This is a genomic window from Leeuwenhoekiella aestuarii (assembly GCF_004104055.1).
GTDB classification, from domain to species: domain Bacteria; phylum Bacteroidota; class Bacteroidia; order Flavobacteriales; family Flavobacteriaceae; genus Leeuwenhoekiella; species Leeuwenhoekiella aestuarii.
Window position 1 is genome coordinate 389,670 of the sequence record NZ_QOVJ01000003.1, and the last position, 18,927, is coordinate 408,596.

General features: G+C 37.6%; 17 protein-coding genes. 13 read left to right on the forward strand and 4 right to left on the reverse strand.

All coding sequences use genetic code 11. The features are described from left to right. The first annotated feature begins 7 nt into the window (after positions 1-7). Positions 8-769, forward strand: a complete 762-nt coding sequence (locus DSM03_RS10590) for a Kdo domain containing protein (protein WP_128763144.1) — start codon at positions 8-10, stop codon at positions 767-769. Here DSM03_RS10590 and DSM03_RS10595 read toward each other — a convergent pair. Continuing rightward, a complete protein-coding gene (locus DSM03_RS10595; protein WP_161568058.1) occupies positions 766-1,830 on the reverse strand; it encodes a glycosyltransferase family 2 protein in 1,065 nt (354 codons plus the stop codon). The two genes, DSM03_RS10590 and DSM03_RS10595, sit on opposite strands and share 4 nt — an antisense overlap. On the opposite strand from DSM03_RS10595, the gene DSM03_RS10600 reads away from it, so the two are divergent. After that, a complete protein-coding gene (locus tag DSM03_RS10600) occupies positions 1,821-2,648 on the forward strand; it encodes a glycosyltransferase family 2 protein (protein ID WP_128763146.1) in 828 nt (275 codons plus the stop codon). The genes DSM03_RS10595 and DSM03_RS10600 overlap by 10 nt on opposite strands. On the opposite strand, the gene DSM03_RS10605 is transcribed toward DSM03_RS10600, so the two are convergent. Both DSM03_RS10605 and DSM03_RS10610 read right to left on the reverse strand, forming a co-directional pair. Further along, the gene (locus DSM03_RS10605) at positions 2,645-3,700 is read right to left on the reverse strand and encodes a glycosyltransferase family 9 protein (protein WP_161568059.1); all 1,056 of its coding nucleotides are present in this window, start codon (positions 3,698-3,700) and stop codon (positions 2,645-2,647) included. The genes DSM03_RS10600 and DSM03_RS10605 overlap by 4 nt on opposite strands. A gap of 57 nt (positions 3,701-3,757) precedes the next feature. Continuing rightward, positions 3,758-4,573 (reverse strand): 2,3,4,5-tetrahydropyridine-2,6-dicarboxylate N-succinyltransferase, encoded by an 816-nt coding sequence (locus DSM03_RS10610; protein ID WP_128760493.1) that lies wholly within the window; start codon positions 4,571-4,573, stop codon positions 3,758-3,760. 282 nt (positions 4,574-4,855) lie between these two features. Here DSM03_RS10610 and ruvX point away from each other — a divergent pair, with 282 nt between their 5' ends. The 5 genes from ruvX to DSM03_RS10635 all read left to right on the forward strand — a co-directional run bounded on the left by ruvX (position 4,856) and on the right by DSM03_RS10635 (position 8,393). Continuing rightward, entirely contained in the window at positions 4,856-5,260 is a 405-nt protein-coding gene (ruvX, locus tag DSM03_RS10615; RefSeq protein WP_128760494.1) for a Holliday junction resolvase RuvX, read from the forward strand. A gap of 38 nt (positions 5,261-5,298) precedes the next feature. Beyond that, positions 5,299-5,886, forward strand: coding sequence for a peptide deformylase (gene def, locus DSM03_RS10620; protein ID WP_128763148.1), 588 nt, complete (start codon positions 5,299-5,301; stop codon positions 5,884-5,886). Positions 5,887-6,046: 160 nt separating this feature from the next. After that, positions 6,047-6,475 (forward strand): DUF5606 family protein, encoded by a 429-nt coding sequence (locus DSM03_RS10625; protein ID WP_128760496.1) that lies wholly within the window; start codon positions 6,047-6,049, stop codon positions 6,473-6,475. Positions 6,476-6,573: 98 nt separating this feature from the next. Beyond that, entirely contained in the window at positions 6,574-7,347 is a 774-nt protein-coding gene (mazG, locus tag DSM03_RS10630; protein ID WP_128760497.1) for a nucleoside triphosphate pyrophosphohydrolase, read from the forward strand. Positions 7,348-7,436: 89 nt separating this feature from the next. Beyond that, the gene (locus DSM03_RS10635; RefSeq protein WP_128763149.1) at positions 7,437-8,393 is read left to right on the forward strand and encodes a sterol desaturase family protein; all 957 of its coding nucleotides are present in this window, start codon (positions 7,437-7,439) and stop codon (positions 8,391-8,393) included. Positions 8,394-8,411: 18 nt separating this feature from the next. Here DSM03_RS10635 and DSM03_RS10640 read toward each other — a convergent pair whose 3' ends face one another. Continuing rightward, positions 8,412-9,167 carry a helix-turn-helix domain-containing protein gene (locus tag DSM03_RS10640; RefSeq protein ID WP_128763150.1) on the reverse strand — a complete coding sequence of 252 codons (756 nt, stop codon included), beginning with the start codon at positions 9,165-9,167 and terminating at the stop codon, positions 8,412-8,414. 267 nt (positions 9,168-9,434) lie between these two features. On the opposite strand from DSM03_RS10640, the gene DSM03_RS10645 reads away from it, so the two are divergent. The 6 genes from DSM03_RS10645 to DSM03_RS10670 all read left to right on the forward strand — a co-directional run bounded on the left by DSM03_RS10645 (position 9,435) and on the right by DSM03_RS10670 (position 18,925). After that, a complete protein-coding gene (locus DSM03_RS10645) occupies positions 9,435-9,830 on the forward strand; it encodes a type III secretion system chaperone family protein (RefSeq protein WP_128760500.1) in 396 nt (131 codons plus the stop codon). A gap of 12 nt (positions 9,831-9,842) precedes the next feature. After that, positions 9,843-10,562: a PspA/IM30 family protein gene (locus tag DSM03_RS10650; protein ID WP_128760501.1), complete on the forward strand. Its 720-nt coding sequence runs from the start codon at positions 9,843-9,845 to the stop codon at positions 10,560-10,562. Between the two features lie 2 nt (positions 10,563-10,564). Beyond that, the gene (locus tag DSM03_RS10655; RefSeq protein WP_128763151.1) at positions 10,565-11,284 is read left to right on the forward strand and encodes an OB-fold-containig protein; all 720 of its coding nucleotides are present in this window, start codon (positions 10,565-10,567) and stop codon (positions 11,282-11,284) included. Positions 11,285-11,299: 15 nt separating this feature from the next. After that, entirely contained in the window at positions 11,300-13,366 is a 2,067-nt protein-coding gene (locus tag DSM03_RS10660; protein ID WP_128763152.1) for a flotillin family protein, read from the forward strand. A 149-nt stretch (positions 13,367-13,515) separates the two neighbouring features. Continuing rightward, positions 13,516-13,674, forward strand: a complete 159-nt coding sequence (locus DSM03_RS19270; RefSeq protein WP_338068246.1) for a GIY-YIG nuclease family protein — start codon at positions 13,516-13,518, stop codon at positions 13,672-13,674. Between the two features lie 337 nt (positions 13,675-14,011). Next, positions 14,012-18,925: a DNA repair ATPase gene (locus DSM03_RS10670; RefSeq protein WP_128763153.1), complete on the forward strand. Its 4,914-nt coding sequence runs from the start codon at positions 14,012-14,014 to the stop codon at positions 18,923-18,925. The last annotated feature ends 2 nt before the right edge of the window (positions 18,926-18,927 follow it).

Here is an 18,927-nt window from a genome sequence, read left to right on the forward strand (position 1 = left end):
TTTCTTCATGAAAGTCACAGTTCACAAATCGGTCAAAAATAATCTTTTAAAACTAAAGGAGTTCTTTTTGAATTTTGAGCAGGAAGGAAAAATTCTTGCAGATGGCAACCGGAATCAGATTAAAATTTTTGATCTTGATGACACTCAAATCACGATCAAAGCGTTTAAGGTGCCTAATTTTGTTAATAAAATCGCCTACCAGTATTTTAGAAAATCTAAAGCCCAACGCTCGTATGAATATGCGTGTAAATTGCTTGACCTGGGTGTTTTAACTCCGTTTCCCCTTGGGTATGGCATAGCTTCAAACGGACTCGTGTTTGGAAGAAGTTTTTATGCCTGCAAGCTAATTGAAGCAGATCTTACATTCAGAGTCTTGATAGAAAATGATGATTATCCTGATAAAATAAATATTTTAAAGCAATTTACTCAGTTTACCTTTAAAATGCATGAAAATGGTGTTCATTTTTTAGATCATTCCCCCGGGAACACTCTAATTGTAAAAACGGAAATCGGATACGACTTTTATCTAGTTGATTTAAATAGAATGGAATTTAAACCGCTTGATTTTGAAAGCCGAATTCAAAATTTTGCCCGATTAACTCCAAAGAAGGAAATGGTTGATGTTATGGCTGAAGAATATGCCAAAGTAGGAAACTATGATGTTGCCAAAACCAAAGCTGCAATGTGGAAGGCTACCGAAGATTTTCAGCTAAAATTTTGGCGTAAAAGAGGTTTAAAGAAAAAATTAAGATTCTGGAAGAAGGCCTAATTAACACCTCTGTCCCTAAACCATTTACAAATTAAACTTTGAAACTCTTTAAAGCTGTAGAGGTAACTTAATGCATAACCATCCATTCCTTTAAAAAAATATCCTTTAAAAAAATAGTAATTTATAAATACAAGTTTAGGAAGAAGATAGATTTTTAAAAGTCCGGTTTTAGGTCTGTTCTTCGATTCTTTTGCTGCTTCTTCGTTCAGTTTTAAGGTAAAGATATCGTAATGAAGAAGGCGTTTATCAGTAGTCATTCTTTGCAAATTGCGAAGTTTTAGATAGCGGCTTATTACCCCATAACTGTTCATACGGGTGCTAATAATCCCGGCAATACCATCTAGAAAACCTCCTCTAATTAGATATTCACTTATAAATCTCCCTAAAGGTTTAATGATTAGTATTAGATATGAAACTTCTTTACCTTTTTCTAATATTTGTTGAGCTTGTAGTGCGGCATAACTATTCTTCTTAATTAGAAAATTGCGCAGATTTACCCAAGTATAATGTTGCATAAGAATCTTTAATTTTCCCAGACTGCCGTTCACAATAACACGCTCGTGAACAAGCCCTTCATACCAGCAGTAATTTTTATTAAAAAGTCTAATAGCACTATCATTGCCATCACTACCATATTTTAGAAAACGGTTCACAAAAAAATTGCGACGATAAATACGGTAGGCGTTATGCTTCGCAGAATTTATAGTATCTAAAATTTCGCTTTGTAGTCTTGGAGAAATGTATTCATCCGCATCTAATATAAAAATCCAATCATTGGTAGTTTCTGAGATAGCATGATTTTTCTGACTTGAAAAGTTGTCAAATTTCCGCTGTATCAATTTACACCCTAATTCTTTAACTATCTGAGTGGTAGTATCAGTACTGTAAGAATCAATAATGATTACTTCATCTGCAAATTGTGAGCATTGAATAGCTTGTTTTATAAACCGCTCTTCATTGTAAGTAGGTATGATGAGACTTAAGTGAGTTTGCGCCAATTTTAAAGAATCTTTATCGGCTAAATTAGTTAATTTTGACCAAAGCTTTACCGATGCATGCAAAAAGACAAATTTCAATAATTATAAGTACCTATAATGCCCCAAAGTGGCTAGAAAAGACACTTGCAGGATATCAGATTCAAACTTATCGTGATTTTGAAATTGTTGTTGCAGATGATGGATCTGGACAAGAAACGAAAGCGGTTGTAGATAAATTTTGTGCCAATTCAGCGATTCCTGTTCAGCATATTTGGCATAAGGACACCGGTTTTCAAAAAACAACTATTTTGAATAAAGCATTAGTCGCTTGCAACGGTGCGTATGTTATTATGAGTGATGGGGATTGTATACCTCGTAAGGATTTTGTAGAACAGCACGTTAAATACCGGAAACGTGGTTATTTTCTAAGTGGTGGTTATCACAAACTCCCGATGCCTACTTCTGAAGCAATTAAAATTGAGGATATTTTACAGGAACGTTGTTTTGAAAAAAAATGGCTGTATTCTCAAGGTATGCCTAAGAGTTTTAGAAATATCAAGATAACTGCGAAAGGTTTTAAAGCAAACATTTTAAATACCCTCACACCTACCAAACCAACTTGGAATGGTCATAATGCCTCAGCCTGGAAAAATGATATATTTGCGATTAACGGTTTTGATGAGCGCATGCAATACGGTGGTGAAGACCGTGAAATGGGCGAACGTCTTGTAAATTATGGAATTAAAGGAAAGCAGATTCGCTACAGTGCTATTTGCTTGCATTTAGAGCATGCAAGAGGATACGTTAACGAAAAAGCGCTAGCTATAAATAATGCTATTAGATCTGCTACCAAAACAAATAAAACAGTAAAATCTCCATTTGGGATTAAACGCCAAGGCTAAAAGAATTGAGCTAAAAATGAATTCATTTTTGAGAGTATAGCTTCTGCAGAAAATTGTGAATAGAGGTTTTTAGTCTCTTTTTTAATAGTTTTTGAATTTAACGATTCGAAAAGTTCAGGTCTAACATCTTTTAAGTGAATAGATTGATTGTGTTTTCCGTCTTCAAAGGTAGCCCAATGTTCTTTATTAACATATGGCGAATAAATAGTGAAGGTAGGTTTATTCAGCGCTTTAGCAATATGAACAGCCCCCCCTTCATTTGCAATTAAAAAATCGATCTGTGACATAATAATACTAAACTCACGAATATCCTTCCCTAAAATTTCAGTAAAAATCTTAGAATTGTTTTTAATTTTTTTCAATAATAGATCTACTAAAGGCTTTTGATTGGGTATATAATTAAATAGAATTTGAAGATCGTAATTCGCGGTGATATAATCTATAATTTTAGCGATGGTGTCTAACGGAAGTGATTTTGAAGGGTTACTACCTAGAACTCCCAGCATAAGGCTTTTTTTGGAAAAATCGAAACCGTGATAAGTTAGAATATTCTTCGCTATAAAAATTTCATTTTTAGTTAGATATATTTTAGGTTGGGCATCGTATTCAATTTCAGAATTTAAATAACGCAATACATTTAAACGATCGTCTATAGCCTTACCGTAGTTAGAGATTTTAGTTTTTAAGAAAGGGACTCTATCTGTATATGCAAATGGAAGTGCTTTTTTCTCAAAGGCAATTCTCCTGTTGGCACCACTTAAAAGGGAAATCAGTTGACTTTGCAGCTTAACATATAAGTCCACAATAAGATCATAGTGTTGCTTCTTAATTTCCGAAGAAAGCTTAAAAATCGAAAGCCCCTTTTTTAACTTTTTGTCATTAATGGTCCAAATGTAATCGATGTTAGGATTATGCAGCAAGACTGGTGCTGCATAATCGTAACATAAAAATGTAATGTGTGCTTGCGGATAAATTTTCTTAAGATTATTTGCAACTATAGAAGCTACAAGTACATCTCCAATACGCTTATTTTTAACAATTAGTATTTTCATAAAGACCATTGACGTATTGAATATCTGAATAAATTTAAATCGATCTAAACTATTGTATTAAACCGCTACATCGTACTCACGAAGCGCGTCGTTGAGAGATGTTTTCTTGTTTGTACTTTCTTTACGAGTACCTATGATCAATGCACAAGGGACATTGTATTCTCCGGCTGCAAATTTCTTAGTATAACTACCAGGAATTACTACAGAGCGGGGAGGTACGATTCCTTTCATTTCTTTAGGCTCATCACCAGTTACATCTATGATTTTAGTAGATGCAGTAAGTACCACATTTGCTCCTAAAACGGCTTCTCTACCTACGCGTACTCCTTCTACAACGATACAACGAGAACCAACAAAAGCATTATCTTCAATAATTACAGGTGCTGCTTGCAGAGGTTCTAAAACACCACCAATTCCTACACCACCACTTAAGTGAACATTTTTACCTATTTGTGCACAACTCCCCACAGTTGCCCAAGTGTCTACCATAGTACCTTCATCTACATAAGCACCTATGTTTACATAGCTTGGCATCAGGATAACACCTTTAGATATAAAAGCTCCATGGCGCGCCACAGCGTGAGGTACAACACGTATTCCTTTATCTTGATAACCTGTTTTAAGGGGCATTTTATCGTGGTACTCAAAAATACCAACTTCTAATTTTTCCATCTTTTGAATAGGAAAATACAGTACAACTGCTTTTTTAACCCATTCATTTACCTGCCAGTCATCTCCTTTGGGTTCTGCAACGCGCAGCGTACCACCATCTATAAGTTCTATAACTTCACGTATGGCATCTTGAGTTACTTTATCAGAAAGTAGGGAGCGATCTTCCCAGGCTGCTTCGATAAGATTTTTTACTTGTTGCATTTTTAAACTTGTTTTTAGTTGATTAGTTCAATTTTTGCGGCTTCAAATATAGCCTAGCTAATTTTAAAAAACCAAGATACAGGTATTTGTTTTCCTTATTAGAATAGGATTAAATATTATGTTTAGGAGATAGGGAGTTTCATTAAAAAATCAATATTAGATTTCGATTTATTTCTCTTAAAGCCTGTGTTTTTATTTAAGACTGAAGTCTTGATAATCGAGTAAAAGGAATATCAGGTGTTTAAATTCCCTTTGAATGCCTTATTTTTGCCAAAAAATAAAATGGGGCGTATTCTTGCTTTAGATTTTGGTACAAAACGCACAGGTATTGCGGTGACTGATGAACTGCAGCTCATAGCTTCTGGCCTTACGACTGTAAATACTAAAGAGTTGCTGGCTTTTTTAAAAGATTATTTTGCTAAAGAATCTGTCGAACTCATTTTATTAGGTGAACCTAAGCGCTTGAATAATATCGCTTCAGATGTTGAAGTAGATATTGCAAAATTTCGCGAAAGCTTAGAAAAGATCACCACAATTCCTATTGAGCGTATCGATGAGCGGTTTACTTCAAAAATGGCTGCTCAATCTATGTTAGATGGCGGATTGAAAAAGAAAAAGAGGAAAAATAAAGCACTTCTTGATGAGATAAGTGCAACTATAATTCTTCAATCGTATCTATATAGATAATGTTTTGATCAATTAATAATTACGAAAAGAAGTTTAAAATGATATTACCCATTGTTGCTTACGGCGATCCTGTTTTGAGAAAGAAAGCCGCTCCTATAACTCAAGATTATCTTAAGTTAGATGAACTTATAGCTAATATGTTTGAGACCATGTATGGCGCGAGTGGAGTAGGACTTGCTGCTCCTCAAATAGGAAAAGCAATTCGGATATTTGTAGTTGATGCAACTCCTTTTGCGGATGACGAGGACTTGTCTGAAGAAGAACAAGCACAACTTAAAACGTTTAAAAAGGCATTTATAAATCCCGAAATTATCGAGGAAACTGGTGACGAATGGGCTTTTAGTGAAGGTTGTCTAAGTATTCCTGGGATTAACGAGGATGTTTTTAGATGTCCCAATATTAAAATTAAATACCAAGATCAAGATTTTAAAGAACACGTTGAAAAATTTGACGGCTTATTAGCGCGAGTGATTCAGCATGAATATGATCATATAGAAGGGATTTTATTTACAGATAAATTGAGCAGTCTTAAAAAACGAATTATAAAAAGTAAACTGGCAGGTATCAGTAAAGGAAAAACCAATGCAGACTATCGCATGCGTTTTCCAGAAAAAAAAGGACGCTAATAGGAAGTGCTGATTTTTTATTTTGATAATAAAAAAATAGCCTAGATATTTGCGCCCTTTTAAAATAGAAAGTTTACAAATCCGTTTTAAAAAGTATCCTGAGGAAAGACCGTAGGGAATTACAAAGAAAATACGTTTAGTTTTTAGTTAAATACAACATATGAGTTTAGATAAAATAGTTTCGATTTCAGGAAAACCAGGTTTATATCACTTAAGAGCGCAAACACGTTCTGGTTTTATTGCAGAGTCTTTAACAGATGGCAAGAAAATACCGGTTGGTTTGAGACATAACGTAAGTGTACTTTCAGAAATTTCTATTTACACCTTAGATGGTGAAGAGCCATTACGTGAAGTATTTGCTAAGATTTCGGCTAAAGAAGACGGTGGTAAAGCGATTGATCACAAGGCCTCTAAAAATGAGTTAGAAGCGTACTTTTTTGATGTTCTTCCTAATTTTGATGAAGACCGCGTATATGCGAGTGATATTAAAAAAGTGATACAGTGGTATAATTTGCTACAGGCAAATGATCTTATAGAAGCGCAAACCGAAGACGTTTCAGAAGCGCCAAAAGCAGATGAAGAAGAGTAAGAACTTCAGTATAAAATAGTTTGAAAATCCTGTGATTCTGTCACGGGATTTTTGTTTTTAGAACAATCCTGAAGCGTATTAATACTTAAATTGCAGCTATGAGTACTAGAGAAAATCAGTTACAAGCAATAGATCGTTTACTAACCATAATGGATGAACTGCGGGAGCAATGCCCTTGGGACCGTAAGCAGACGATACAAAGTCTGAGACACCTCACTATTGAGGAAACCTATGAGTTGGGTGATGCCATTTTAGATAACGATCTGGAGGAGGTTAAGAAAGAGCTCGGAGATTTACTGCTGCACATTGTTTTCTATGCTAAGATAGGCAGCGAAACCGAAGACTTTGATATCGCTGATGTGGCAAACGGAATTTGCGAAAAATTAATTTCCCGGCATCCACATATTTACGGGGATGTAGATGTGGAAAACGAAGAAGATGTAAAACGCAACTGGGAAAATCTAAAGCTGAAAGAAGGTAAGAAATCAGTTTTAGAAGGTGTGCCAAAATCTTTACCAGCTCTTGTAAAAGCAAGTCGCATACAAGATAAAGTTGCTGGCGTAGGTTTTGATTGGGAAGAACCCGATCAGGTTTTTGAAAAGCTTCAGGAAGAGTTGGGAGAATTGAAAGATGAAATTCAGGCACAGGATCAAGAAAAGATAGAAGCTGAATTTGGTGACGTACTTTTTTCGATGATTAATTATGCGCGTTTCTTAAAAGTAGATCCGGAAAGTGCTTTAGAGCGTACCAATAAAAAATTCATCAAGCGGTTTCAATATTTAGAATCAAAAGCTAAAGAGAGTAATAAAGAACTTCGGGATATGACTTTAGGCGAAATGGATGTCTTTTGGGAAGAAGCTAAAAAGCTTTAAAACTTATTATACATCAATAATTTAGGGTTTAACCTTAAATATGTTGTTTTCTAAAGTGTAAAGTCTATTTTTGAGATTAAACCAATTTTATGGATTTTACAAACCCGTTAATTTACGGAGTTCCCTGCTTTTTAGGTCTCATTCTGGTAGAACTTACCTATAGCAAACATCACGATAACGACGAATTATACAATTGGAAAGATCTTGGTGCTAGTCTTACAATGGGTATAGGCTCTACACTTATTGCGCCGTTAATCAAAACAGTGACAGTAATCCTACTATTTAATTGGGTTTATGATATTTTTAACCCGATTGTTGAAGGAGTGCGAACAAATATATTTGGCTGGGAATCATTTGGTTATGCATGGTATGTTTGGATTCTATGCCAGCTTGCTGATGATTTTTCCTATTATTGGTTTCACCGGCAAAATCATATGGTTCGGTTTTTCTGGGCAGCTCATATCGTACATCATTCCTCAGATAATTTCAATTTGGGTACAGCCGTAAGAAATGGCTGGTTTACTATTTTTTATAAACCCTTATTTTATGTGTGGATTGTTGCTATTGGTTTTCCGCCAGAGATGCTGGTCGTTTGTTTAGGTATTGAAGCATTATGGCAATTTCAATTGCACTCACAGTATGTTCCGAAACTTGGAATCATCGATAAAGTATTCAATACGCATACGATGCATCAGGTGCATCACGCCAGAAATCTGGAATATATGGACAAAAACCACGGTGGTTTTCTCAATGTTTTTGATCGCATATTTGGTACCTTCAAAGAGCTTGATGAAGAAATAGATATAGAGTATGGTGTGACCCATGCACCCAACAGCTACAATCCGTTAATTATTCTTACACACGAATATAAAGACATCTGGAGTGATATGAAACGCTCTCCAAAATTGAAGCATAAGTTTATGTACATTTTTGGACCTCCTGGATGGAGCCACGATGGTAGCACCCTTACCATTAAACAAATGCGCAAGAAATTAAGAAAAGAAGCTGAACAAGAGCGATTAAATTTAGAATTGGCTGCAGAATAATTTTTTATCAGGAGTTAATTAGATTTGACTTCTCAGTTTAGCAAATTCTTTTTCAAGCATAGACAGTTTATCTTCAATACCAGAACCAATAGAAGTTATACGTTTTTGAAATACAGAAGTTATTTTCCAGATCTCATTAATTTCAGAAAGCGGAAATCTCAATTCATCAATATTCTGATGTTCTGCTTTTAAAATTATTGCATCACTAAATATGTAAGCTTTGCGCAGTATAAGTTGGTCTTTTATAAGAGCCAGAACAATTGCGCCATCTTCAATATTCTTATAATTACCCTCTTTTACCAATGTCCCTAAAACTACATCTTTAGGAAAAAGCCCTTGATTTTGATTAGTCATTTCTAGATTAGTCACTACAAAACCACGCATAGCTTCAGAGTTATCTACAGGTAATATAACCTGAACCATATCTTGTACAAAACGTTGATTTTGATAATTACAGATATATTCTATAGAATTTTTTTCTGTTATGCATGGTATCTGTTTAAAAGTTTCTGGATGGGGTAATTCGTGTTGTTCAGATAGAGAACTTTTAAATTTCAGTAATTCATTTACTGTAAGTTCTCGAGTTAGCAAATCATCTATAGCTATGCTAAAATAATTAGCAATTTTAATAATGGTTTCTATCTTAGGTTCGCTTCTACCTTCTTCATAAGCTCCTAAAGTCCCTCTTTTTAAGTCGAATAGCTCAGCAAATGCCTGTTGACTTAGCGTTTTTACACTTCGTATTTTTCGAATATTTTTACCAAAAAAAGACATATTTTGCTAATTTTATTTGCAATCTAAAAATATTTAATTATATTTACCTAACAATATTAGCAAAAACTATTTTGTCTAGCTAATTTTTTTAGTAGCTATTCTATTTGACAATATTGTAAAAAACATTCATCAATCAAAAATCAAACGGTATGACAGCATTAATCCACGCATTGTTTACAATAATAATTAGCGTAATCTGAACAATTAAAAACTAGTTTTCGTATTATTAACTTTTAGAAATCCTTAACAACCTGTAACCAAAAGTCGATGAAAGATCATTTCTTTATAACCAAAAATTATTTACTTGAACTTGATTTTAATGTCACCTTTCAGAACCCTGAAGATGGTATACTGGTCGTTCAAAAAGAAAATTCAGGGATTAAAAATCTGATTTTGGGGGTTGCACCACCCATTCTCATTTTGGAACAATTTATTTTTAAAATAAACAACCAGTCAGAGAAGATTTTTAAAGGTCTTTTGCAAAAAAACCGGGATATCATTCACGGCGCTTTTGTACTCAATGAGACCGGTGAAAAAGTAATTTTTAGAGATACTCTTCAAATAGAGAATATGGATCTCAATGAGCTGGAAGGCTCTCTAAACTCACTCAGCCTTTTGATGAGTGAATATTCAGATAAAATAATAGAATTTTCAAAATATTAAAACCTAGAACCCATGAACATTTTTAGACGCTTATTTAAAATAGGAGAGGCAGAAGCAAATTCTGCAATTGATAATATGGAAGATCCCATCAAATTAACCGAGCAGGGCATCCGGGATATGAAACAAGACCTGGATAAAAGCTTAGAAGCTTTGGCTCAGGTTAAAGCTTTAGCAATACGGGCAAAAAACGATCAGGAAGAATTTCAGGATAAAGCCGAAGAATACCAGAGCAAAGCGATTGTCATTCTTAAAAAAGCACACGCCAAGCAAATGGATGCTGCTGAGGCAGATCGTCTGGCTAAAGAAGCTTTACTTAAGAAAGAAGAGTCTGAAAAGCAGGTTGCTCAGGCAAAAACCGAATCGGAAAAGTTTGACAACAACGTGGCTCAATTGCAAAAGAATATTCAAAATATTAAAGCGAATATCAGCAAATGGGAGAACGAACTTAAAACGCTTAAAGCACGGGTAAAGGTTAGCAATGCCACAAAAAATCTCAATAAACAAATGGCAGAGTTGGATAGTACCGGTACCGTTTCTATGCTGGAGCGTATGAAAGAAAAAGTAGCACAGGAGGAAGCGCTTGCAGAAGCCTACGGCGATATCGCCAATGCATCAAAGTCTATTGACGATGAGCTGGACAAAGCAGCCGACACCTCCGGTGCAAAGGCCGAAGACGAACTCGAAAAATTAAAAGCACAACTGGGTCTTGACGACTCTAAAAACCAGGGATAATAGTGAACGCAACATTAACAGAAGTACTTTTTTCACAAGTCAATATAGTGCTGTCTATATTATTGATCATACTAATCTTGTATTGGATTGTTACGATGATAGGCGGTATTGACTTCGATCTGGATATTGACGTGGATGTCGATATAGATGTTGACGCAGATGTTGATCTCGACATAGGTCTCGAAGGCGGTAATATGGACTTTGAAGACGTGTCTAATGTTGAGGTGACCAAGGAAAATGTAGTAGGAAAAAGACGCAAGCCGTTGAAAGGCTGGCAAATATTTCTCATCTACTTCAACTTTGTTGGGCTTCCGTTTATGTTCACCTTTACCTGTTGGGTTTTTATCTGGTGGTTGATGACGACTTTGACTACTGCCTTAACCTTTACCTATGATAATGTTTTTGGCTTTGCAGTTATGCTATTGGCGTTATTTCCGGCATTAATCGTGAATAAATTATTTACCACACCCTTTAAAGGTTTCTTCAGACATTTAAATAAAGATGGCGATGTAGCTGTTGATTTTCTGGGAAGAAAAGCGACCTTGCTTTCTTCCATTTCCGGAGAAAAAATGGGAAATGCCGAAGTGCTCGCAGACGGCAATGCCATGTCAGTTTATGTGAAATCGCTTACCGGCGAAGCGCTGACGTATGGCAGTACCGTACTAATCATCAAACAATCTGCAGATCAAAATTATTACCTCGTAGAAAATTATAACGACTAAATAAATCAATCAAAAATGAATCAAGTTTTACCAATTATTGGAATTGGATTGGGAGTTCTTTTGTTCCTAATCATCGTTTATTTCGCGATCATCGCGATGTTTTACAAAAAAGTGCATCAGGGTCAGGCACTTATACGTACCGGTTTTGGGGGTACTAAAGTGGCAACAGATAAAGGGCTTTATGTAGTGCCGGTTTTCCACAGAGTGGAAATTATGGATGTTTCAGTTAAGAAAATCCAGATTGAACGCCTGGGTGTAGAAGGTCTTATTTGTAAAGACAATATGCGCGCCGACATTAAAGTGGCATTTTTCGTTAGGGTGAACAATGACATTACTTATATCAAGAAAGTGGCGCAAACTATTGGTGTCGCTCGCGCATCGCGTATTGAAACCCTTGAAGACCTTTTTGAAGCTAAATTTTCTGAAGCTCTAAAAACAGTAGGAAAAAAGTTTCAGTTTATTGAATTGTATGAAGCACGTCGGGAGTTTCGGGACGAAATTGTAGACATCATTGGTACAGATCTCAATGGATATACCTTAGAGGATTGTGCTATTGACTTTCTGGAGCAAACTCCGGTTACGCATCTAAAGCCAGACAATATTCTGGATGCGGAAGGTATCAAGAAAATTACTGAATTAACCGCGGTTCAAAATGTGAAGGCTAACCTGATCAAGCGGGATGAAGAGAAAACCATTCGCAAGCAGGATGTGGAGGCGCGTGAAGCAATTCTGGAATTAGACAAGCAATTGGCTGAAAAAGAAGAGCAGCAAAAGCGCGAGATCGCCAACATCAAAGCGCGTGAAGAGGCTGAAACGATGAAGGTAGCAGAAGAAGAGCGCTTAAAATCGGAGACAGCACGTATCGCGACGCAGGAGAAAGTAAAAGTTGCCGAAGAAAATATGGAGCGCCAGATTATCGTGGCCGCTAAAAACAAGCAACGTACCGATGCGGTTGAGACCGAACGTGTTGAAAAAGACCGTTTACTGGAAGCTACCGAGAGAGAGCGTGTGGTAACTCTGGCTCAGATTGAGAAAGAAAAAGTAGTAGAAGTAGAGAAGAAGAATATTCAGGATGTGATTCGCGATCGGGTGATGCTGGAGAAAGGAGTGGTTGAAGAACAGGAGAATATGAAAGATATTCAGGCCTTTAAAACTGCAGACCGGGATAAGCAGGTAAAAATCACTATTGCCGAGGCGAACGCTCAGGAAGATTTGATCAAAACCATCAAGGCTGCAGAAGCGCAAAAAGAAGCAGCTAAGCAAAAAGCAGAAGAGATCAATATCGAAGCGCTTGCTCATAAAGAAGCTTCAGAAAAAGAAGCGCAGGCTCGAAAGATTTTAGCCGAAGCACAAGCCAAAGAAGAAGCGACTGTAGGTATGTCTGAAGCTCAGGTAATGCACGCAAAAGCTGATGCTAATGAGCGTCAGGGTATTGTAGAAGCCTCAATCATTGAGAAGAAAATGAAAGCCGAAGCTGCCGGTATGGAAGCAAAAGCCGAAGCTAAACGTAAAGACGGTATGGCTGAAGCCGATGTGATCAAAGGCAAAGCGCTGGCAGATGCAGCTGGTATTGAAGAGAAAGCTAATGCAATGAAGAAGCTTGACGGTGTAGGTAAAGAACACGAGGAGTTCAAACTTCGTCTGGATAAAGAATTGCAAGTGGATCTGGCGCATATCAATATTCAGAAAGATATTGCTGACGCTCAGGCACAGGTGATAGGAGACGCGTTAAAAGCGGCGAAGATTGATATTGTAGGTGGCGAGACTATGTTCTTTGATCAAATTATTGGTCAGATTACTAAGGCTAAAGGTTATGACCGTCTGGTTGAGAACAGTACCAATATTCAGGATGTAAAAAATGCAATCTTAGGAAGCGACGATGTCAAAGGAAATTTGCTTGAAAAAGTAAAGGAATTTGCAGATAAGTACGGCGTTTCTTCAGAAGACATTAAAAACCTGACAATTGCAAACCTGTTGATGCATCTTAAAGACCAATCGCATGACAGCGAAGAACAGACGTTGTTCAGTAACCTATTCAACCTGGCTAAAGGTTTAGGTATCGACAGCAAGAAGCTGAAGTAGCACTTCGACAGGCTCAGTGTGACTCAAAAGTCAATCTGAACTTGTCGAATGTCAGTCTGTCCCGAAGCTTCAGGAGTGGAAGACTCAAAAAGTATTTTTTAACTGTCAGTCTGAGCTTGTCGAAGACCTATGCAACCAATAAACATTCAATGAAAAACTATTTCGTTTACATACTAAAGTGCAACGATAATAGCTTTTATACAGGAGTAACGAATAATCTGGAACAACGCATTGATCAGCACAATTCAGGAGTAAAAAGAGATTCTTATACATTTAAACGTAGACCTGTCGAATTAGTTTGGAGTTAAAGCTTTAATCAGGCAGATCAAGCAATTTTGTGGGAGAAAAAGATTAAAGGTTGGAGTAGAAGAAAGAAAATAGCTCTTATTGAAGGTAATTGGGATGATTTGATTTTGTTTTCGAAAAATTACACGCAGTTTGGTAATAAAATTTAAAAATCAGCTTAGAGTTTTGGTCTACAGTTAGTAGCACTTCGACAGGCTCAGTGTGACAAAGGTATTTTAGTTTGAGCTTGTTGAAGACTCAGGAAGCAGAATTCGTTTGAGTCTCAGTCTGCCCCTAAACATCGGGGGTCGAAGACCAAGTACATCAAATATTACAATTGCCTAAAAATTAAATTTAAAAATGACTGAAACGTCAACACCTATAAACAACCCCGAAGAAAAACCTGCTGGCGAAACGCTAGATGGCGGAACCTACGCGATCATTCGCGGGCGTTTACAAAAGCAAAAGCAGGAGCTTCAGGATAAACTGGCAAAACTCAATGAGTCCCGAAAAACGGTTTTTGGTTCGTTAGAAACCAAACTCATTGCAAACGACCGTATCAATACAGAGAACAACTGTATTGCGCGGGATATCGTTTCGCTGGGAGATACCTGTATTTTTGGTTATAATGTGCATTTTGGCCTCCGTACTGAAATCAAACTTTCAGATGTGTTCAGTATGTATCGCTTTACTGAAAATCGATTTGAGCCCATTTCGCTGGATTTATTGGAAGATGATACTTTCAAAACTGATTTTTCCAACCTTTACAAATACTACCGCAATACCATTTTTTCGCGCTTTGCGATCATAGGTAATTATTTGCATATGGTTTTTCAGCTGAGCGAAAGTGTGACTGATATCAAGACATTTAAGTGGCTCATTAAAGAGAATAAGCTGGAATATGTAGACAATCGCAGTGATCACGAGTACCGTTTTCCCCCACAGCACGAGTTTAAATGGCAGCCGGTTACCCGCGATATGCATCGCTATGGGGTGCACTCGCACGTGTCGATTTTAGATCGGGTTTTTGTAGAGACGATAGGCGGTGATCTTACCATTAAAATAGAGGACAATACTGAAGACGGTAAGGGCATTTTGTCTGAGCCTGTAGAGCAGTATGATCAAACACTTGATGACGGGCAGTACCGCTTTGCAGATTTAGGAAACTTAATCGCGCTGGAAATAAAGCCTTTTCAGGAAGATGCACGGTATTTTGTATACAATCACAAGATCAGACAGGTACATAAAATTCAAAGTGTAGGGGTTGCTGCTGTACTGCTGCCAGATGACCAGGGCATTATTTTCCCCAATGGATACTACCTCCAAACCGGGGAATATAAAATCTTTGATGACGGCATTTTCGAATTAAAATTTCAGCAAAAGATCGTTTCGCCTAATGGGGAAGATTTTATGTATGTGTTTTACGAGCCCGGAAAAGGGGTTTATAAACTGATGTCGTATAACATCATCAGTCAGGAGATTAAAACCCCGATAGTTTGTAGTGGTTTTACGCTGCTTGAAAATGGCGAACTTTGCTATTTCACGGCAGAAGACAACCAGACCAAACACCACGTAGTGCAGATCTGGCAAACGCCGTTCCTCAAGGGTGATTATATGCCCTCACAGCATACCGATTCACTTCTCTACAAAATAGGGAACAAGGATATTGTCAAAGCGATGGCAGAGTCTCAGGCGCTGATTACGTTGCTTAACAAAGAGGATAACTATGACGGACTCTACGCAGATGTTGCCAAGGCCTCAAAAGATATTCAGGATGCTTATTATTGGTTGAATGAAGAAGATACGCAGCGCTTAGATCTTCCGCTACGCGAAATCAATAAAGCAGCAAATGCTGCGATAGATGAGTTTGAAAAAGTAACCGAACTCCGCCGCAATGCCGCCCGGCAAACCAAAGAATTACAAAAGGAAGCCGAAGCCATTTTTGCTAAGATCAAAAGTTCGTCTTTTAAAACCATTAATGATTTTGTGGCGCTCTTGACCCAGCTGCGTATGTTGCGTGGTAAAGTCATAAGTCTGCGCGATGTACGTTACGTAGACCTTGATTTTCTAAATACGCTGGAAACTGAAATTGGCGAGCAAACGCAAAAGATTTCCCGCAGATGTGTTCAGTTTTTACTGGACGACAAAGCCCTGCAGCCTTACCACGATCAGGTGGCTGAAAAAAACAAAAAACTAGATTCGGTTAAAAAGGTCATCGAGGCCAAGCAGCTGGAAGAAGAGGTCAATCAGATCGCCGCAGATCTGGAATTGTTGATTGATATTGTTACCAATCTTGAGATAGAAGATACCGCTCACGCGACTCAGATCGTTGATGCAATTTCGCTGATTTTTGCAACGATTAATCAGCTAAAAGCGGCGCTTAAAAATAAAAAGAAAGCGCTGGGAAGTGCAGAAGCCCAGGCCGATTTTACTGCACAACTTAAGTTGATAGATCAAAGTATCATCAATTATATTGATATCGCTTCTACGCCGCAAAAGTGTGATGAGTTTCAGAATAAAATATCCATTCAACTTGAGGAGCTTGAAGGCAAGTTTGCAGATTTTGAAGAGTTTATCACTGTAATTCTGGAGAAACGGGAAGAAGTTTATGCAGCTTTTGAAGCCCGAAAAAATTCACTGGTAGAGAAGCGAAATAAAAAAGCGCTGGCTTTGCAAAACGCATCTGAGCGTATTTTAAAAGGCGTTTCAAAACGCGCTCAAAGTCTGGGATCTGCCGATGAGATCAATGGCTATTTTGCTTCAGATTTAATGATTAATAAGTTGCGAGATATCATCGTGCAGCTTAATGAACTCGAAGATAGTGGTAAGGCCGAAGAACTGGAAACCGCGCTTAAGGTCGCACGGGAAGATGCTTTGCGAAAGCTTAAAGACAAGCTGGACCTCTATGAAGATGGTGAAAATGTGATCCGTTTAGGCAAGCATAAGTTTGGTGTAAACCGCCAACCTTTAGATTTAACGATCGTTTTAAAAGATGGCGAATTGGCCTATCACCTTACCGGAACCGATTTTTACCAAACGCTTAATCATCCTGTATTGCTCAATTCACGCCAAATCTGGGATCAGGAATTCGTTTCAGAAAACGATCAGGTGTACCGGTCAGCGTATTTAGCATACCGCATTTTTAACGCATCAGATAAAAATGCCTTGCATCAGGCTTCAGAAGAAGAATTGCTTGCGAAGGTGCAGGAATTTAGCAGTTCAAACTACAGTGAAGGCTACGTAAAAGGAGTTCACGACCAGGATGCAGTTCAGATTTTAAAAACTTTGGTGCAGAAGCATATTGACTTGGGATTACTCCGTTATCATCCTAAAATTCGTGCGTATGCGCAATATTTCTGGAACAGTCTGGAACCAGAAATGCAGCAGCAGATTAATAATAAGCTGAAAGCCAGTGGGGAAGTTTTACAGTTCTTTCCGGAAGATGAAGAATATGATTTTATCATCGAGATGCTTCGTAAGAAACTGGAAGCTTTTAGTGAAAAGACACAGCTTTTTGAAATCAAATCAGCTACGGCTGTAGCTAATTATCTCTTTGCAGAATTACAGCGTGACGATACTTTCGTGAACAGCGAAGTTGCGATTGAGCTCAAAGATGCGTTTAACCGAAATTTAAAAAGCAAACAGGCTGATCTCAAATTTAAAAGCAGCTACGAATCTCAGGCGGATTACGAGTCTAAGATTGTACTGGTTCGGCAGTGGGTTGGCGCATTTATACGCAATGAATCTAAGGCGAAAAGCGGAATGCTTCCCGACCAGCTCTTGCGCTACGCAGATGAGGTGGTGTGTTTAATTTTATTTGAAGACGATTCCGTTTCTAAGGTGAATGCTATTTCGCCGGGCGAAATCATTATTGGTCTTAAAGGTGATCACAAAACTTTAGAAAACGGAAGTTTTGTATTTAACTACCATGATTTTACGCAAACTTTAAGTCAGTTTATGGCTGAAGATGTACCTGCTTTTGAAGCCTTTCGAAAAGCGAAACACGAAGTGACTGAAAGCCTCAAAGAAGAACTGAAGCTTGAAGAATTCAAGCCCAAAGTATTGACGTCTTTTGTGCGTAATAAATTGATTGATCAGGTGTATTTTCCGCTTTTTGGAGACAACCTGGCCAAACAATTGGGAACGGTAGGTGATACTACGAGAACCGATCGTATGGGGATGCTGCTCTTGATTTCGCCACCAGGCTACGGTAAAACCACTTTGATGGAATATATCGCCAACCGTCTGGGATTGGTGTTTATGAAAATAAACGGTCCGGCGATAGGGCATGAGGTAACTTCGGTAGATCCTGCTGCTGCGACCAATTCTGCTTCGCGGGAAGAATTGAAAAAACTCAATCTGGCCTTTGAAATGGGAAACAATGTGATGTTGTATCTTGATGATATTCAGCATTGCAATCCCGAGTTTCTGCAGAAGTTTATTTCGCTTTCTGATGGTACCCGTAAAATTGAAGGGGTGTACAAAGAAAAACCCAAAACCTATGATTTACGCGGAAAGAAATTCTGTGTGATTATGGCTGGGAATCCATATACTGAGAGTGGTGCTAAATTTCAAATTCCCGATATGTTGGCAAACCGGGCTGATATTTACAATCTGGGAGATATCATTGGAGATACTGCAGATCTGTTTAAGCTGAGTTTAATTGAAAACTCACTTACGGCGAACCCGGTGTTGCAGCAATTGAGCAGTACGCATTTTGAAGATGTGTACACTTTGCTAGAGCGTCTGGAAACCGGAAATAATGAATTGCAATTAAAAGGTAACCACAGCAATCGGGAATTGGAGGAATATATTTCAATACTTGAAAAGGTGTTGAAAATAAGAAATACGATTCTTAAGGTAAATGAAGCTTACATCAAATCTGCTGCGATGGAAGATGCTTATCGTACGGAGCCTGCTTTTAAGTTGCAAGGCTCGTATCGAGATATGAATAAACTGGTAGCTAAAGTTGTGTCTGTGATGAATGATAGCGAATTGCAAACTTTATTGCTGTCCCATTATGAAAGCGAAGCGCAAACCCTTACCGGCTCTGCCGAAGCCAACTTATTGAAATACAAAACACTTATTAATTCAATCTCAGAAGTAGAAAAAACCCGCTGGGAATCAATCAAAGAAACCTTTGTCAAAAACAATAAGCTTAAAGGCTTTGGTGACGCCAATGACATGGCACAAGTGTTGGCTCAAATGATGCAGTTTTCAGATAATCTTGAAGGAATAAAAAATGTTCTGCAAAAAGGGTTGAAAAATTCGTAGAC

Coding starts and splice junctions, on each gene's coding strand:
- DSM03_RS10590 (WP_128763144.1), top strand. CDS start 8: ATGAAAGTCACAGTTCACAAATCGGTCAAAAATAATCTTTTAAAACTA.
- DSM03_RS10600 (WP_128763146.1), top strand. CDS start 1,821: ATGCATGCAAAAAGACAAATTTCAATAATTATAAGTACCTATAATGCC.
- DSM03_RS10605 (WP_161568059.1), bottom strand. CDS start 3,700: ATGAAAATACTAATTGTTAAAAATAAGCGTATTGGAGATGTACTTGTA.
- DSM03_RS10610 (WP_128760493.1), bottom strand. CDS start 4,573: ATGCAACAAGTAAAAAATCTTATCGAAGCAGCCTGGGAAGATCGCTCC.
- ruvX (WP_128760494.1), top strand. CDS start 4,856: ATGGGGCGTATTCTTGCTTTAGATTTTGGTACAAAACGCACAGGTATT.
- def (WP_128763148.1), top strand. CDS start 5,299: ATGATATTACCCATTGTTGCTTACGGCGATCCTGTTTTGAGAAAGAAA.
- DSM03_RS10625 (WP_128760496.1), top strand. CDS start 6,047: ATGAGTTTAGATAAAATAGTTTCGATTTCAGGAAAACCAGGTTTATAT.
- mazG (WP_128760497.1), top strand. CDS start 6,574: ATGAGTACTAGAGAAAATCAGTTACAAGCAATAGATCGTTTACTAACC.
- DSM03_RS10635 (WP_128763149.1), top strand. CDS start 7,437: ATGGATTTTACAAACCCGTTAATTTACGGAGTTCCCTGCTTTTTAGGT.
- DSM03_RS10640 (WP_128763150.1), bottom strand. CDS start 9,167: ATGTCTTTTTTTGGTAAAAATATTCGAAAAATACGAAGTGTAAAAACG.
- DSM03_RS10645 (WP_128760500.1), top strand. CDS start 9,435: ATGAAAGATCATTTCTTTATAACCAAAAATTATTTACTTGAACTTGAT.
- DSM03_RS10650 (WP_128760501.1), top strand. CDS start 9,843: ATGAACATTTTTAGACGCTTATTTAAAATAGGAGAGGCAGAAGCAAAT.
- DSM03_RS10660 (WP_128763152.1), top strand. CDS start 11,300: ATGAATCAAGTTTTACCAATTATTGGAATTGGATTGGGAGTTCTTTTG.
- DSM03_RS19270 (WP_338068246.1), top strand. CDS start 13,516: ATGAAAAACTATTTCGTTTACATACTAAAGTGCAACGATAATAGCTTT.
- DSM03_RS10670 (WP_128763153.1), top strand. CDS start 14,012: ATGACTGAAACGTCAACACCTATAAACAACCCCGAAGAAAAACCTGCT.